The sequence below is a fragment of the Agromyces sp. S2-1-8 genome (assembly GCF_021129215.1).
Classification (GTDB): domain Bacteria; phylum Actinomycetota; class Actinomycetes; order Actinomycetales; family Microbacteriaceae; genus Agromyces; species Agromyces chromiiresistens.
This window is the reverse complement of sequence record NZ_JAJOLP010000001.1, coordinates 3,158,858-3,172,206: the sequence shown is the minus strand read 5'-3', so window position 1 is coordinate 3,172,206 and position 13,349 is coordinate 3,158,858. Positions and strand designations below refer to the sequence as shown.

General features: G+C 69.3%; 14 protein-coding genes. 9 read left to right on the top strand and 5 right to left on the bottom strand.

Features of this window, described 5'->3' with window-relative positions:
* Nucleotides 1–78: 78 nt before the first annotated feature.
* Genes atpA through LR269_RS14540 form a run of 6 tightly spaced genes read left to right on the top strand, consistent with a single transcriptional unit; the run spans nucleotide 79 to nucleotide 5,747 of the window.
* Nucleotides 79–1,719: a F0F1 ATP synthase subunit alpha gene (gene atpA, locus LR269_RS14565; RefSeq protein WP_231431477.1), complete on the top strand. Its 1,641-nt coding sequence runs from the start codon at nucleotides 79–81 to the stop codon at nucleotides 1,717–1,719.
* A 46-nt stretch (nucleotides 1,720–1,765) separates the two neighbouring features.
* Nucleotides 1,766–2,662 (top strand): F0F1 ATP synthase subunit gamma, encoded by an 897-nt coding sequence (locus tag LR269_RS14560; RefSeq protein ID WP_231431476.1) that lies wholly within the window; start codon nucleotides 1,766–1,768, stop codon nucleotides 2,660–2,662.
* A gap of 23 nt (nucleotides 2,663–2,685) precedes the next feature.
* The gene (gene atpD, locus LR269_RS14555; protein WP_231431475.1) at nucleotides 2,686–4,140 is read left to right on the top strand and encodes a F0F1 ATP synthase subunit beta; all 1,455 of its coding nucleotides are present in this window, start codon (nucleotides 2,686–2,688) and stop codon (nucleotides 4,138–4,140) included.
* A gap of 2 nt (nucleotides 4,141–4,142) precedes the next feature.
* Nucleotides 4,143–4,403, top strand: coding sequence for a F0F1 ATP synthase subunit epsilon (locus LR269_RS14550; protein WP_231431474.1), 261 nt, complete (start codon nucleotides 4,143–4,145; stop codon nucleotides 4,401–4,403).
* 10 nt (nucleotides 4,404–4,413) lie between these two features.
* Entirely contained in the window at nucleotides 4,414–4,986 is a 573-nt protein-coding gene (locus tag LR269_RS14545) for an ATP-binding protein (RefSeq protein ID WP_231431473.1), read from the top strand.
* Nucleotides 4,986–5,747, top strand: a complete 762-nt coding sequence (locus tag LR269_RS14540; RefSeq protein ID WP_231431472.1) for a YaaA family protein — start codon at nucleotides 4,986–4,988, stop codon at nucleotides 5,745–5,747. Before LR269_RS14545 ends, LR269_RS14540 begins: the two co-directional genes overlap by 1 nt.
* A 218-nt stretch (nucleotides 5,748–5,965) precedes the next feature.
* Here LR269_RS14540 and LR269_RS14535 read toward each other — a convergent pair whose 3' ends face one another.
* The 3 genes from LR269_RS14535 to LR269_RS14525 form a co-directional block, all read right to left on the bottom strand.
* The gene (locus LR269_RS14535; protein WP_231431471.1) at nucleotides 5,966–6,778 is read right to left on the bottom strand and encodes a M57 family metalloprotease; all 813 of its coding nucleotides are present in this window, start codon (nucleotides 6,776–6,778) and stop codon (nucleotides 5,966–5,968) included.
* A gap of 168 nt (nucleotides 6,779–6,946) precedes the next feature.
* Nucleotides 6,947–7,537 carry a DNA-3-methyladenine glycosylase I gene (locus LR269_RS14530; RefSeq protein ID WP_231432361.1) on the bottom strand — a complete coding sequence of 197 codons (591 nt, stop codon included), beginning with the start codon at nucleotides 7,535–7,537 and terminating at the stop codon, nucleotides 6,947–6,949.
* A gap of 5 nt (nucleotides 7,538–7,542) precedes the next feature.
* The gene (locus LR269_RS14525) at nucleotides 7,543–8,034 is read right to left on the bottom strand and encodes a methylated-DNA--[protein]-cysteine S-methyltransferase (protein ID WP_231431470.1); all 492 of its coding nucleotides are present in this window, start codon (nucleotides 8,032–8,034) and stop codon (nucleotides 7,543–7,545) included.
* A gap of 177 nt (nucleotides 8,035–8,211) precedes the next feature.
* Here LR269_RS14525 and LR269_RS14520 point away from each other — a divergent pair, with 177 nt between their 5' ends.
* A complete protein-coding gene (locus LR269_RS14520; protein WP_231431469.1) occupies nucleotides 8,212–9,372 on the top strand; it encodes a DUF4192 family protein in 1,161 nt (386 codons plus the stop codon).
* A gap of 74 nt (nucleotides 9,373–9,446) precedes the next feature.
* Here the strand turns inward: LR269_RS14520 and LR269_RS14515 are convergent, their stop codons facing one another.
* Entirely contained in the window at nucleotides 9,447–10,832 is a 1,386-nt protein-coding gene (locus LR269_RS14515) for an aspartate aminotransferase family protein (protein ID WP_231431468.1), read from the bottom strand.
* A gap of 12 nt (nucleotides 10,833–10,844) precedes the next feature.
* Nucleotides 10,845–11,327 (bottom strand): Lrp/AsnC family transcriptional regulator, encoded by a 483-nt coding sequence (locus LR269_RS14510; RefSeq protein WP_231431467.1) that lies wholly within the window; start codon nucleotides 11,325–11,327, stop codon nucleotides 10,845–10,847.
* A gap of 178 nt (nucleotides 11,328–11,505) precedes the next feature.
* On the opposite strand from LR269_RS14510, the gene LR269_RS14505 reads away from it, so the two are divergent.
* Both LR269_RS14505 and LR269_RS14500 read left to right on the top strand, forming a co-directional pair.
* Nucleotides 11,506–12,477 carry an FHA domain-containing protein gene (locus tag LR269_RS14505; RefSeq protein ID WP_231431466.1) on the top strand — a complete coding sequence of 324 codons (972 nt, stop codon included), beginning with the start codon at nucleotides 11,506–11,508 and terminating at the stop codon, nucleotides 12,475–12,477.
* Complete coding sequence (locus LR269_RS14500) at nucleotides 12,474–13,310, top strand: PP2C family serine/threonine-protein phosphatase (RefSeq protein WP_231431465.1); 837 nt, start codon at nucleotides 12,474–12,476, stop codon at nucleotides 13,308–13,310. Before LR269_RS14505 ends, LR269_RS14500 begins: the two co-directional genes overlap by 4 nt.
* Nucleotides 13,311–13,349: the final 39 nt, after the last annotated feature.

Genomic DNA, 13,349 nt, shown 5'->3' with positions numbered 1-13,349 from the left:
ACGACCGGCGTGCAGCGCCGCCACACAGAGAAGCTGAAACCGGCGCCCACACGGCCCGGCCCAGAAAAGGAAATGGCAATGGCAGAACTCTCCATCAGCCCCGACGAGATCCGTTCGGCTCTCTCGGAGTTCGTCTCGTCGTACGAGCCGGGCCAGGCGCAGAAGACCGAGGTCGGGTACGTCACCGACGCCGCCGACGGCATCGCGCACGTGGGCGGTCTCCCGTCGGTCATGGCGAACGAGCTCGTTCGCTTCGCCGACGGCACGCTCGGCCTCGCGCTCAACCTCGAAGAGGACGAGATCGGCGTCGTCGTGCTCGGCGAGTTCACCGGCATCGAAGAGGGCATGGAGGTGACCCGCACGGGCGAGGTCCTCTCGGTGCCCGTGGGCGAGGGCTACCTCGGCCGCGTCGTCGACCCGCTCGGCAACCCGATCGACGGTCTCGGCGAGATCACCGGCATCGAGGGCCGCCGCGCCCTCGAGCTGCAGGCGCCCGGCGTCATGCAGCGCAAGTCGGTGCACGAGCCGCTCCAGACCGGCATCAAGGCCATCGACGCGATGATTCCGGTCGGCCGCGGCCAGCGCCAGCTCATCATCGGCGACCGCCAGACCGGCAAGACCGCGATCGCGATCGACACGATCATCAACCAGAAGGCGAACTGGGAGTCCGGCGACCCGTCGAAGCAGGTCCGCTGCATCTACGTCGCGATCGGCCAGAAGGGCTCGACCATCGCCTCGGTGAAGGGCGCCCTCGAAGACGCCGGCGCGATGGAGTACACCACCATCGTCGCCGCCCCGGCCTCCGACCCGGCGGGCTTCAAGTACCTCGCGCCGTACACCGGCTCGGCCATCGGCCAGCACTGGATGTACGACTCGAAGCACGTCCTCATCATCTTCGACGACCTGTCGAAGCAGGCCGAGGCGTACCGCGCCGTGTCGCTCCTCCTCCGCCGCCCGCCGGGCCGTGAGGCGTACCCCGGTGACGTCTTCTACCTGCACTCGCGTCTCCTCGAGCGTTGCGCCAAGCTCTCCGACGAGCTCGGCGCCGGTTCGATGACGGGCCTCCCGATCATCGAGACCAAGGCGAACGACGTCTCGGCCTACATCCCGACGAACGTGATCTCGATCACCGACGGCCAGATCTTCCTCCAGTCCGACCTCTTCAACGCGAACCAGCGCCCGGCCGTCGACGTCGGCATCTCGGTCTCGCGAGTCGGTGGCGACGCGCAGGTCAAGTCGATCAAGTCGGTCTCGGGCACGCTGAAGCTCGAGCTCGCCCAGTACCGCTCGCTCGAGGCCTTCGCGATGTTCGCCTCCGACCTCGACGCGGCGAGCCGTCGCCAGCTCGCCCGCGGCGCGCGCCTGACCGAGCTGCTCAAGCAGCCGCAGTACTCGCCGTACCCCGTCGAAGACCAGGTCGTCTCGATCTGGGCCGGCACGAAGGGCCACCTCGACGAGGTTCCGGTCGAGGACATCCTCCGCTTCGAGGCCGAGTTCCTCGACTACCTGCGCCGCAACACCGACGTGCTCGACGTGCTCCGCTCGACGAACAAGCTCGAGGACGAGACCATCTCGAAGCTCGAGTCGTCGGTCTCGACCTTCAAGGGCGAGTTCCAGACCGGCGAGGGCAAGCCGCTCGCCTCGGTCGGCTCGGAGCAGTTCGAGGCCATCGCCGCCGAAGACGTCAACCAGGAGAAGATCGTCAAGGGTCGCCGCTGAGGCGATCGGACGATCTGAACCGCTGACGTAGGGATACAGGAGAGACATGGGAGCGCAACTTCGGGTCTACCGGCAGAAGATCAAGTCTGCCCAGACGACGAAGAAGATCACCAAGGCGATGGAGCTCATCGCCGCCTCGCGCATCCAGAAGGCGCAGGCGAGGGTGGCGGCTTCGACGCCGTACTCGCGGGCGATCACCCGTGCCGTCTCGGCCGTGGCGACGTACTCGAACGTCGACCACGTGCTGACGACCGAGCCCGAGAAGATCGAGCGTGCGGCGATCGTGATCCTCACGAGCGACCGCGGCCTCGCCGGTGCGTTCAACTCGCAGGTGCTTCGCGAAGCGGAGGAGCTCGCCGAGCTCCTCCGCTCGCAGGGCAAGGAGGTCGTGTACTTCCTCGTCGGGCGCAAGGCGGTCGGGTACTTCCAGTTCCGGCACCGCGAGTTCGAGCAGGACTGGGTCGGATCGAGCGAGAGCCCCGAGTTCGAGCTGGCCAAGGAGATCGCGGACGCGGTGCTCGAGTCGTTCCTGCGCGACGCCTCCGACGGCGGCGTCGACGAGATCCACGTCGTCTACAACACCTTCGTCAGCATGATGACGCAGACCCCCACGGTCGTGCGTCTCCTGCCGCTCGAGGTCGTCGAAGGCGTCGAAGAGCCCGATGCCACGGTGCAGCCGCTGTACGAGTTCGAGCCCGACGTCGAGACCGTGCTCGACGGCCTGTTGCCGGTGTACATCGAGAGCCGCATCTTCAATGCCCTGCTGCAGTCGGCCGCCGCCAAGCACGCGGCCACGCAGAAGGCGATGAAGTCGGCGTCCGACAACGCCGACAAGCTCATCACCGACTACACCCGCCTGGCGAACAATGCCCGCCAGGCCGAGATCACGCAGCAGATCTCCGAGATCGTGGGCGGCGCGGACGCGCTCGTCGCCGCCAAGTAGCAATCCAGAAAGAGTGAGCAGAAATGACTGACACCATCGACATGGTCGCCGACCAGGCCGTCGCCGTCGGCCGCATCGCCCGCGTGACGGGCCCCGTCGTCGACATCGAGTTCCCGCACGACTCGATCCCCGAGATCTACAACGCCCTCCAGACCGACGTCACCATCGGCGGCACGACCACGACTCTGAACCTCGAGGTCGCGCAGCACCTGGGCGACGACGTCGTGCGTGCGATCGCCCTCAAGCCGACCGACGGCCTGGTCCGCGGCCAGGAGGTTCGCGACACCGGCGCCCCCATCTCGGTGCCCGTCGGCGACGTCACCAAGGGCAAGGTCTTCAACGTCATGGGCGAGGTGCTGAACCTCGAGCCCGGCGAGACCATCGAGGTCACCGAGCGCTGGCCGATCCACCGCAAGCCCCCGGCCTTCGACCAGCTCGAGTCGAAGACGCAGCTCTTCGAGACCGGCATCAAGTCGATCGACCTCCTCACCCCGTACGTGCAGGGTGGAAAGATCGGCCTCTTCGGCGGTGCGGGCGTCGGCAAGACCGTCCTCATCCAGGAGATGATCCAGCGCGTCGCGCAGGACCACGGCGGCGTGTCGGTGTTCGCCGGCGTCGGCGAGCGCACCCGTGAGGGCAACGACCTCATCCACGAGATGGAGGAGGCGGGCGTCTTCGACAAGACCGCCCTCGTCTTCGGCCAGATGGACGAGCCGCCCGGGACGCGTCTGCGCGTCGCCCTCTCGGCCCTCACGATGGCCGAGTACTTCCGCGACGTGCAGAAGCAGGACGTGCTGCTCTTCATCGACAACATCTTCCGCTTCACCCAGGCGGGCTCCGAGGTGTCGACGCTGCTCGGCCGCATGCCCTCCGCTGTGGGCTACCAGCCGAACCTCGCCGACGAGATGGGCATCCTGCAGGAGCGCATCACCTCGACGCGCGGCCACTCGATCACCTCGCTGCAGGCGATCTACGTCCCGGCCGACGACTACACCGACCCGGCCCCGGCGACCACGTTCGCCCACCTCGACGCCACGACCGAGCTCTCGCGTGAGATCGCGTCGAAGGGTCTGTACCCCGCGATCGACCCGCTGACGTCGACGTCGCGCATCATGGACCCGCGCTACCTGGGCGCCGACCACTACCGCGTCGCGACCACGGTCAAGCAGATCCTCCAGAAGAACAAGGAACTGCAGGAGATCATCGCCATCCTCGGTGTCGACGAGCTCTCCGAGGAAGACAAGATCACCGTGGCCCGCGCGCGCCGGATCCAGCAGTTCCTCTCGCAGAACACCTACATGGCGAAGAAGTTCACGGGTGTCGAGGGTTCGACGGTCCCGCTGAAGGACACCATCGAGTCGTTCGACGCGATCGCCCGGGGCGACTTCGACCACGTCGCCGAGCAGGCGTTCTTCAACGTCGGCCCGATCTCCGACGTGGAAGAGAAGTGGGCGCAGATCCAGAAGGAGAACGGCTGAGCATGGCCGCCCTCAACGTGAGCGTCGTCTCGGCCGACCGCGAAGTGTGGTCGGGCGAGGCGGCCATGGTGGTCGCCAAGACCGTCGAAGGCGAGATCGGCATCCTCCCGGGGCACGAGCCGATGCTCGCGATCCTCGCGAGCGGCGAGGTGCGCGTCACCCTGCCGGGCGGCGAGAAGATCACCGCCTCGGCGGAAGACGGATTCCTCTCAGTCCAGTCCGATCAGGTGCAGGTCGTCGCGTCCCGCGCCGAACTCGCCTGAGGGGGAGCGGATGCCGGGGGAGCAACCGTTCGACCGTCAGTTCGGTGACCTGAGCGTCACCCAGCTCATCGTCATGGCCGGGCTGCCGGGTGCGGGCAAGTCGACGATCGCCCAGATCGTCGGCGCCCGCCTCGGCGCCACGGTCGTGTCGGTCGACCCGATCGAGTCGGCCATTCTGAAGGCCGGGATCGACGCCGACCAGCCCACCGGCCTCGCCGCGTACCTGGTCGCCGAGGAGATCGCCGAGAAGGAGCTCGCCTCCGGCCGAACCGTCATCGTCGACGCGGTGAACGCCGCGGAGGCGGCGCGACTGCAGTGGCGGGACCTCGCAGCCCGCACCGACGCCCGGCTCCGGGTGATCGAGGTCGTCTGCTCCGACGAAGCGCTGCACCGCTCGAGGCTCGAGAAGCGCGAGCGCGGCCTGCCGCACCTCGAGGAGACCACCTGGCGAGCCGTCGAGCAGAGCCTCGAGGGCTACGCCGCCTGGACCGGCCCGTCGTCGGCGCTTCCGCGCGTCACCATCGACAGCATCGAATCGCTGGGCACGAACGTCGAAGCCGCACTCGCATTCATCGGTTCGTAGTGCTGCTGCTTCTCCCGCCGTCCGAGACGAAGCGCGACGGCGGCCCCGGTGCGCCATTGTCGCTCGACGCGCTCTCCTTCGACGGCCTCCGAGAGCCGCGGGAGCAGCTGACCAGCGCTCTCGTCGACCTCGCGGCCGACCACGACGCGACGATGCGGGCGCTCAAGCTCGGACCGCGCCAAGCCGCCGAGGTCGCGCGCAACCGCGAGCTCGCCACGGCCCCGACGATGCCCGCGATCGACCGCTACACCGGTGTGCTCTTCGACGCCCTCGACGCGCCGACGCTCGACGACGCGGCTCGCGAGTTCGCCGCTCGCACGGTCATCGTGCATTCCGCACTCTTCGGCCTCGTCGGTGCGCTCGACCCGATTCCCGCATATCGGCTCTCGCACGACTCGCGAGTGCCCGGCGTGCGCCTCAAGTCGTTCTGGCGCGATCACCTCGCCGGCGTGCTGGAGCGCGAACCCGGTCTGATCATCGACCTCCGGTCGGAGGGCTATGCGGAGCTCGGCCCGGCGCCCGCCCGCCGGGACAGCGTGTACGTGCGCGTCGTCTCGATCGACGGCGCCGGCCGCAAGCGCGCCCTCAACCACTTCAACAAGCAGGCGAAGGGGCGCTTCACGCGGGCCGTGCTCGCTCGGCGCCCCGAGCTCGCCACCGTCGACGACCTGATCGACTGGGCAAAGGTCGAGGGGTTCTCGATGCGGCTCGGCGAAGACCGCGGGGCGACCCAGCCGCGCGAGGTCGAACTCGTCGCCTGAATCGCCGTCTCGCGATCCCGGGTCCGCCATCTCGCGAGTGCGACGGCTTCCTGCACCACCGACGCGTGCAGCCGCGCCCTGTGGCCCGCCACCGTGCACCGTGCACGAGGAGGAAGACGGGGGCGGGCCCGTTGCGCATCGCCTCGAGCTGACCGCTGGGTCCGGTCGAACACGACCGGACCCAGCGGACTCAGACGGGAGACCTCAGAAGCGGTGTCTCAGTTGCCGTAGAGTGCGACGACGCCCGCGCGGTCGCTGCTCGTCATGGACAGGTCGTCGGACGAGCCGTTGCACTGCGGGTAGTGCATGATCGACGCCGAGTCGTACGGCGTCAGCGGACGCCAGTTGTTGTCTTCGAAGCACGTGCCCGATTCGGGGCGCGTGTGCTCGTGCCGGAAGCCGAGGGTGTGGCCGAGCTCGTGGCCGAGGATGTTGGTCGGCGTCCAAGCGCCCGAGCTCCAGATCGAGTCGTCGATGAGCACGTTCTGCTGTCGGTCGGGCGAGCTCGGGAAGAAGGCGCGAGCGATGTACTGCGAGGTCTGCACCGGCTCGACCGAGAACAGGACCGACTTGTTGCGCGTCGTGCACTGGCTGTCGGCGCTGCTCACGTAGACGAAGTCGATCTTCGACGATGCGGACTCCCAAAGGGCGGCGCCGCTCGCCATCGCACTGACGACGTCGGCGTGACGAGTGCCGAACTTCGTGCTGACGCAATAGGTGAGGTTGCCCACCTGCGAAGCGGACCACTTGTCGTCGGCGCCGTTGACCGTGTTGACGATGAGGCCGTCGGTCGGCGTCTCGGGTCCGACGAGCTGCTCGTAGAACGACCGCAGGTCGCTCTGGCCCGAGATCAGTTCGTCTCCGTTGACGATGTAGCCGCCGTCGATGTCTCGGTACGTCGATGCCGCGAACTCCTGGTAGGAGGGGACGTCGGAATCGAGCGGGGTTGCGCCGGCAGCCGGGATGACGGTGCCGACAGTGAGCGCGGCAGCCGCGGTGGCGGCCAGCGCGAGCGTTCTCGTGAATCGCATGCAGTGCTCCTTCTATGATGAGCGTCTCCGCTCGCCCAGCCGGCGAGCGGCTTCGGATCGATGGTCCGGGCGTCGTTGCCTGTCCCCCGAAGTGGGCTCAACGTAGCCTGCGGGATTCGACGGTGTCAAGGATCTCAGGGGCGTGCCGCGCGCCCGGCCCGGCGGCCGTCAGGCGCCGCCGTGATGCCTCGCCCTGAAGCAGCCGGCGACGTGATCGTCGACCATTCCCGCGGCCTGCATGAGCGCGTACATCGTGGTCGGGCCTACGAAGGCGAACCCGCGGCGGCGCAGTTCTCGGCTCATGGCGATGGACTCCGGCGTCGTCGCCGGGACCTCGGCGAACGAGGCCGGCGCGATCGTTCGCGGTGGCGGTGCGAACCCCCAGAGCAGCTCGTCGAGGGAGCGATCGAGGGCGAGGGTGGCGCGGGCGTTCGTGATCGTCGCCCGGATCTTGCCGCGGTGCCGGATGATGCGGGCGTCCCCGAGCAGGCGCTCGACATCGTGGTCGGTCATCTCCGCCACGCGTGCGGGATCGAATCCGTGGAACACCTCCCGGAACGCCTCGCGGCGGCGCAGGATCGTGATCCACGACAGTCCGGCCTGGAATCCCTCGAGGCAGACCTTCTCGTAGAGCCGTACCGGATCGTGTTGCGGCGTGCCCCACTCCTCGTCGTGGTAGCGGCGGTACTCGGGGTCGCTCGCGCCCCACGCGCAGCGGGCACGACCGTCGTCGCCGACGACGACGTCGGGGCGGGGGATGACGCTCACGCGGCGAAGCCGATGCGCTCGTGCCCGAGCAGCCAGAGCTTGGTCGGGATGCCCTCACCGGCCGAGTAGCCGGTGATCCGGCCGTCGGCCGCGAGCACGCGATGGCAGCCGACGAGGATCGGCACCGGATTGGCCCCCACCGCACCACCGATCGCACGCGACGCGCCGGGCCGGCCGACGGCCGCGGCCAGCGATCCGTACGAGGTCGCCTCGCCCCAGCCGAGTCTCGAGAGCTCGCGCCACACCGACTCCTGGAACGGGGTGCCGTGCCACCGGACGGGCACGTCGAATTCGGTGCGCGTGCCGGCGAAGTACTCGTCGAGCTCGCGCCTCGCGTGTTCGAGGACGGGATTGGAGCGCTCGGGCTCGCCGTCGCGGGGGAGGACGCCGTCTCGTTCGATCGTCAGCGCGGTCACGGCCGCATCGTCGGCGACGACCTCGAGCCGGCCGATCGGGCTGTCGAGGCGGATGAGGTACTCGTTGGTCATGCGTCGAGCGTAACTGCGGCCGCTGACGGCGGCTCGCGGAATTCAGACATCGCGGAACACCCGAGTGAGGCCGCGACGGTCGAGGACGGGTGGCCGTCCCGTCCTCCACACCTCCGTGGGCGGCGACCGAACCTGCGCGGCGAGCCTCAAGTGGTCGACGGCAGCCAGTCTCGGTCCATGACCACGATCATCCGCGCCGGTTCGGCGCAAGAGTTCCTCGCCCTCGTGCCGAGGCTCGCAGGCTTCATGCCGGCGCAGTCGCTCGTGTGCGTCGCGTTCGAGGGGCGCCGCACCCTCGGCGTCCTGCGTCACGACCTGCCGCGCCGGTCGCGCGATCGCACTGCGCTCGTCTCGGCCGTCATCTCGTCCCTGTGCAGGATGCCGGGCGTCGATGCGATCGCACCGGTCGTCTACACCGACGAGGGGTTCGCCGACCACGGCGGCGCGCCCGAACGGAGGCTCGTCGAACTGCTGTGCCGTCGCGCCGCGGAAGCCGGCTTCGGCGTGCGCGACGCGCTCTGCCGTGCCGCCGACGGTTGGGGGTCCTTCCTCGACGCAGAGCTGCCGTCCGGCGGGCGGCCGCTCGAGGAGCTCGACGTCGTGCCGGCGCGCGGCCTCCATCCGCACGACGAGCTCGCCGAGGGGCCGTCGGCGCCGGCGAGGCTGCCGGAACCCGACGAGCACCGCGCCGCGGCGATCGCGCGCGAGCTGCGACGGATCGAGCGAGCCGACGCCGGCGACACGATCTTCCGTGCGCTGGGCGACGACGTCGACCCCGTCGAGCTCGTCGAACGGCTGCTCGCACCGCGGGCGTCCTCGGCGCTGCGGCGGGCGTGGTTCCTGCACCTCGCTTCGCGACCGGTGTTCCGCGACGGCATGATGCTGCAGTTCGCCTTCGGCCCCGTCGTCGGCGCCGCGGCGCACGACGACGCCGTCGACCTCGCCGAACGCGCAGAGGCCCAGGGCGAGTCGGTCGATGCGCTCATCCGCCGAGAGTTCGCCGGGCACGGCCCGGGGCTCGAGGTCAGCGAGTTCCTCTCGCGGCTCATGCTCGGCAGGACTGGCCTGCAACCGGATCGCGCGCGGCTCGAGCGCGCACTCGTCGTCGTGCGCGAGGTCGTCGCAGACGCCCCGGCGAGCCATCGCTCGGGCCCGCTCTGCATCGCCGCATGGCTCTGCTGGGCGCTCGGGCGCGGATCGGCCGCCGGTGCGCTGCTCGACGCCGTGCTCACTGCGGACCCCGACTACTCGATGGCTCGGCTGCTCGAACACTACCTCGGCACGGGAGCGCTGCCGGACTGGGCGTTCACTCGACCCCCACGACTCGATGAGGCGTGACGGCCGAAGACGACGAACCCGGTGGCGGACTCACGGGAGCCCGCCACCGGGTTCGAAGGACGAAGGGGCAGCGATCAGATGCGGTTCGACGCCTCGGTCAGCACGCTCCGGAGGATCTGCTCGATCTCCTGGAACTCGGGCACGCCGATCGTGAGCGGCGGCGAGAGCTGGATCACGGGATCGCCTCGGTCGTCGGCGCGGCAGTAGAGGCCGGCGTCGAACAGCGCCGTCGAGAGGAAGCCGCGGAGCAGCCGCTCGGACTCGTCCTCGTTGAAGGTCTCGCGCGTGGCCTTGTCCTTCACGAGCTCGACGGCGAAGAAGTAGCCGGCACCGCGCACGTCGCCGACGATCGGCAGGTCGCTGAGCTTCTCGAGCTCGGCGCGGAACAACGGCGAGTTCTCCCGCACGTGCTCGAGGAGGTGCTCCTCTTCGAAGATGTCGAGGTTCTCCAGTGCGACCGCGGCCGAGACCGGGTGACCCGCCCACGTGTAGCCGTGGTAGAAGGTCGTGTCGCCCTTCGAGAACGGCTCGTAGATGCGCTCGTTGATGATCGTCGCGCCCATCGGGGCGTAGCCCGAGGTCATCGCCTTGGCGCAGGTGATCATGTCGGGCACGTAGCCGTACTCGTCGCAGGCGAACATGTGGCCGATGCGGCCGAAGGCGCAGATGACCTCGTCCGAGACGAGCAGCACGTCGTACTTGTCGCAGATCTCGCGCACGCGCTGGAAATAACCGGCGGGCGGCGGGAAGCACCCGCCGGAGTTCTGCACGGGCTCGAGGAAGACGGCCGCGACGGTGTCGGGGTCCTCCATGAGGATCTGCTCCTCGATGCGGTTGGCAGCCCAGATGCCGAACGCCTCTTCGCTCTCGGTCGGCGCGCCCATGTCGGCGGCGCGGTAGAAGTTCGTGTTCGGCACGCGCAGGCCACCGGGGGTGATCGGCTCGAACGGCGCCTTGATCGGCAGTCCGGTCACGGCGAGAGCGCCCTGCGGCGTGCCGTGGTACGCGAGGGCGCGCGAGATGACCTTGTACTTGCTCGGCTTGCCCATGAGCTTCCAGTAGTTCTTCGCGAGCTTGTAGGCGGTCTCGACCGCCTCGCCGCCGCCGGTCGAGAAGAACACGTGGTTGAGGTCGCCGGGTGCGTAGCCGGCGAGGCGGTCGGCGAGCTCGATCGCCTTCGGGTGCGCGTACGACCAGATCGGGAAGAACGCGAGCTCCTCCGCCTGCTTGGCGCCCGCCTGCGCGAGACGCTTGCGGCCGTGGCCGGCGTTGACCACGAAGAGTCCCGCGAGGCCGTCGATGTAGCTCTTGCCGTTGATGTCGAAGACGCGGTGGCCCTCGCCGCGGGTGATGATCGGCACGCCCGAGGTCTCCATCGTGGACTGCCGGGCGAAGTGCATCCAGAGATGGTCCTTCGCCTGTTGCTGCAGTGCAGCGTTGTCGTAGACCGTGTCGGTCATGTTCTTCCCTTCTTAGCGAGTGCCCCAGTTGTAGAACTGCTTCTGGAGCTTGAGGTAGACGAACGTCTCGGTCGCGTTCACGCCGTCGAGGCTGCGGATGCGCGTGTTGAGCAGGGTGATGAGTTCCTCGTCGTTCTCGCACACCACCTCGGCGAGCAGGTCGAAGCTGCCCGCGGTGAGCACGACGTAGTCGATCTCGGGGATCTCGCCCAGCTGTTCGGCCAGGACGCGGGTGTCGCCGGACGCGCGGATGCCGATCATCGCCTGCCGGGTGAAGCCGAGCTGCATGGGGTCGGTGACCGCGACGATCTGCATCACCCCCGACTCGGTGAGTCGTTGCACGCGCTGGCGCACGGCCGCCTCGGACAGTCCGACCGCTTTGCCGATGTCGGCGTACGACCGACGGCCATCGGCCTGCAGCTGCTCGATGATCGCCTTCGACACCTCGTCGAGCTGCACGGGTCGATGCCCGTTGGAACGACCTGCGTTCGTCATGGCTCGATTGTGACAGTGAAGGATGCCTCTGGCAAGTGATTCCGTCGATTCTCGAGCCATTCACGACTGATTCCATGGTGCTGGCTGGTAATCGAGGTCCATCTCGGGCGTGCGCCGCGGCCTCGGCTGGTGGATGCGCGTCGCGCGGCGCGGTCCGGTCGGTGGAAGACTGGACGACATGCCACGAGGGACGGTGTCGAGCCACGCGATCCCGGGCGCCGCAGCCTGGGACGCCATCGTCGGCGAGCGCTTCGTCGTCGTGCTCGCCGCCCCCGCAGCCGATGACGTCCTCGCGGCGCTCGCCGGTGTCGCCGCCGACCACGGGCTGGCGCTCGAGTCGCTCGTGGCTGCGATCCCGGCGCGGCTTGATGACGACGAGCAGGATTTCGCGCTCGTGTGGTGGATGGGCGACGACCCCGGATCCGTGACCGCCGTCGTGCGCGGGGGAGCGGTCGTCGACCTCGAGTCGCCCGGCGGCAGTCGACGATTCGACGGGCGAGGCATCAAGCCCTGGCATCTCGCGGAGTTCCACGACGTGTCGGCCGTTCGACTCACCGGCGCCGCATCCGTGCTCGAACCCGTCACGGGTGGCACGGTCGTCGCGCACGCGCGGGCGAGGCTGCGAGCGTCCGCCGTCGAATGGCAGCGCGCCGTCGCCTCGGCCGACGCGGACACGGTCTACAGCGCGAGCGCGGCGGCCATCGACGCCGAGGACGGCGGCACGGGACCGGATGGCACGATCGCGGCGTCGGCCCCGGAGCTCCCGGCCCCCGCGCTCCCGCAGGTGCGCGTGGCCGGGGGAGACCCGTTCGTGCCGCAGGGCTCGGTGCTCATCGGCCGGAGGCCCGGTGCCCCGAGGATCCCGGGCGTCCACGGCGTGCCCCGGCTCATCGCCGTCGACTCGCCGGGCAGGATCGTCTCGTCGACCCACCTCGAGCTCAGGGTCGAGGGCGCACGTCTGGTCGCGAGCGACCTGCGCTCGACGAACGGCACGACCGTGATCGGGCCGCGCGCGCCCCGGCGATTGCGTGCGGGCGAGTCGATCGTCGTCGTGCCGGGCATGAGCCTCGATCTCGGAGACGATACGATCGTCGAGATCCTCCCACCCCCCGGAGTCGATCACCCCACGCGAGACAGGCCGAACACGTGACGCAGATAGGCAACGGCAACGCGCGCCATCGGATCGCGCTGCCCGACGGCACCGAGATCACCCTCGCGTGGGCCGCGATCACCGACACCGGCCTGCGGCGCGAGGTCAATGAGGACAGCTACGTGGCGCAGGCACCCGTCTTCGCGGTGGCGGACGGCATGGGCGGACATGCGGCGGGCGATTTCGCGAGCGCCGCCGTCGTGACGCGGCTCGCCGAGCACGGCGGCAAGCCGGTCATCGGCACGGCCGAGATCGACGCGTCGCTGCATCGCGCCGTGCAGGACATGGGGCGGGGCGCCGGCGTCACCGACGAGGGCAGCGGGACCACGGTGACCGGCGCGGCCCTCGGGCTCATCTCGGGCGAACCGGCATGGATCGTCTTCAACATCGGAGACTCGCGGGTCTACCGCCTCGTCGGCGGCGTCCTCGAGCAGCTCACGGTCGACCACTCGATCGTGCAGGAGCTCGTCGATGCCGGGCAGATCACGCGCGAAGAGGCCGACACGCACCCGCACTCGAACGTCATCACGCGGGCGGTCGGATTCCACGAGGCGCCCATCCCCGACTATCGGGCGATCGCCGTCGAGGAGGGCATGCGGCTGCTCGTCTGCTCCGACGGGCTCACGAAGGAGCTCACGTCCTACGGCATCCGCCACTTCCTCGTCGCCAATCCGAAGGCCGAGAAGGCCGCCACCCAGCTGGTCGACGCCGCACTCGGAAACGGCGGGCGCGACAACGTGACGGTCGTCGTGATCGACGTCGTCGAGGTCGTTCCGCCCCCGTCCGAGCCCGGCGAGCACGACGACGACGCAGGTGAGACCGCGAGGGCCTGACCGCCCCGCGGCGGTGCGCCCGCGGCGACCTACAATGGG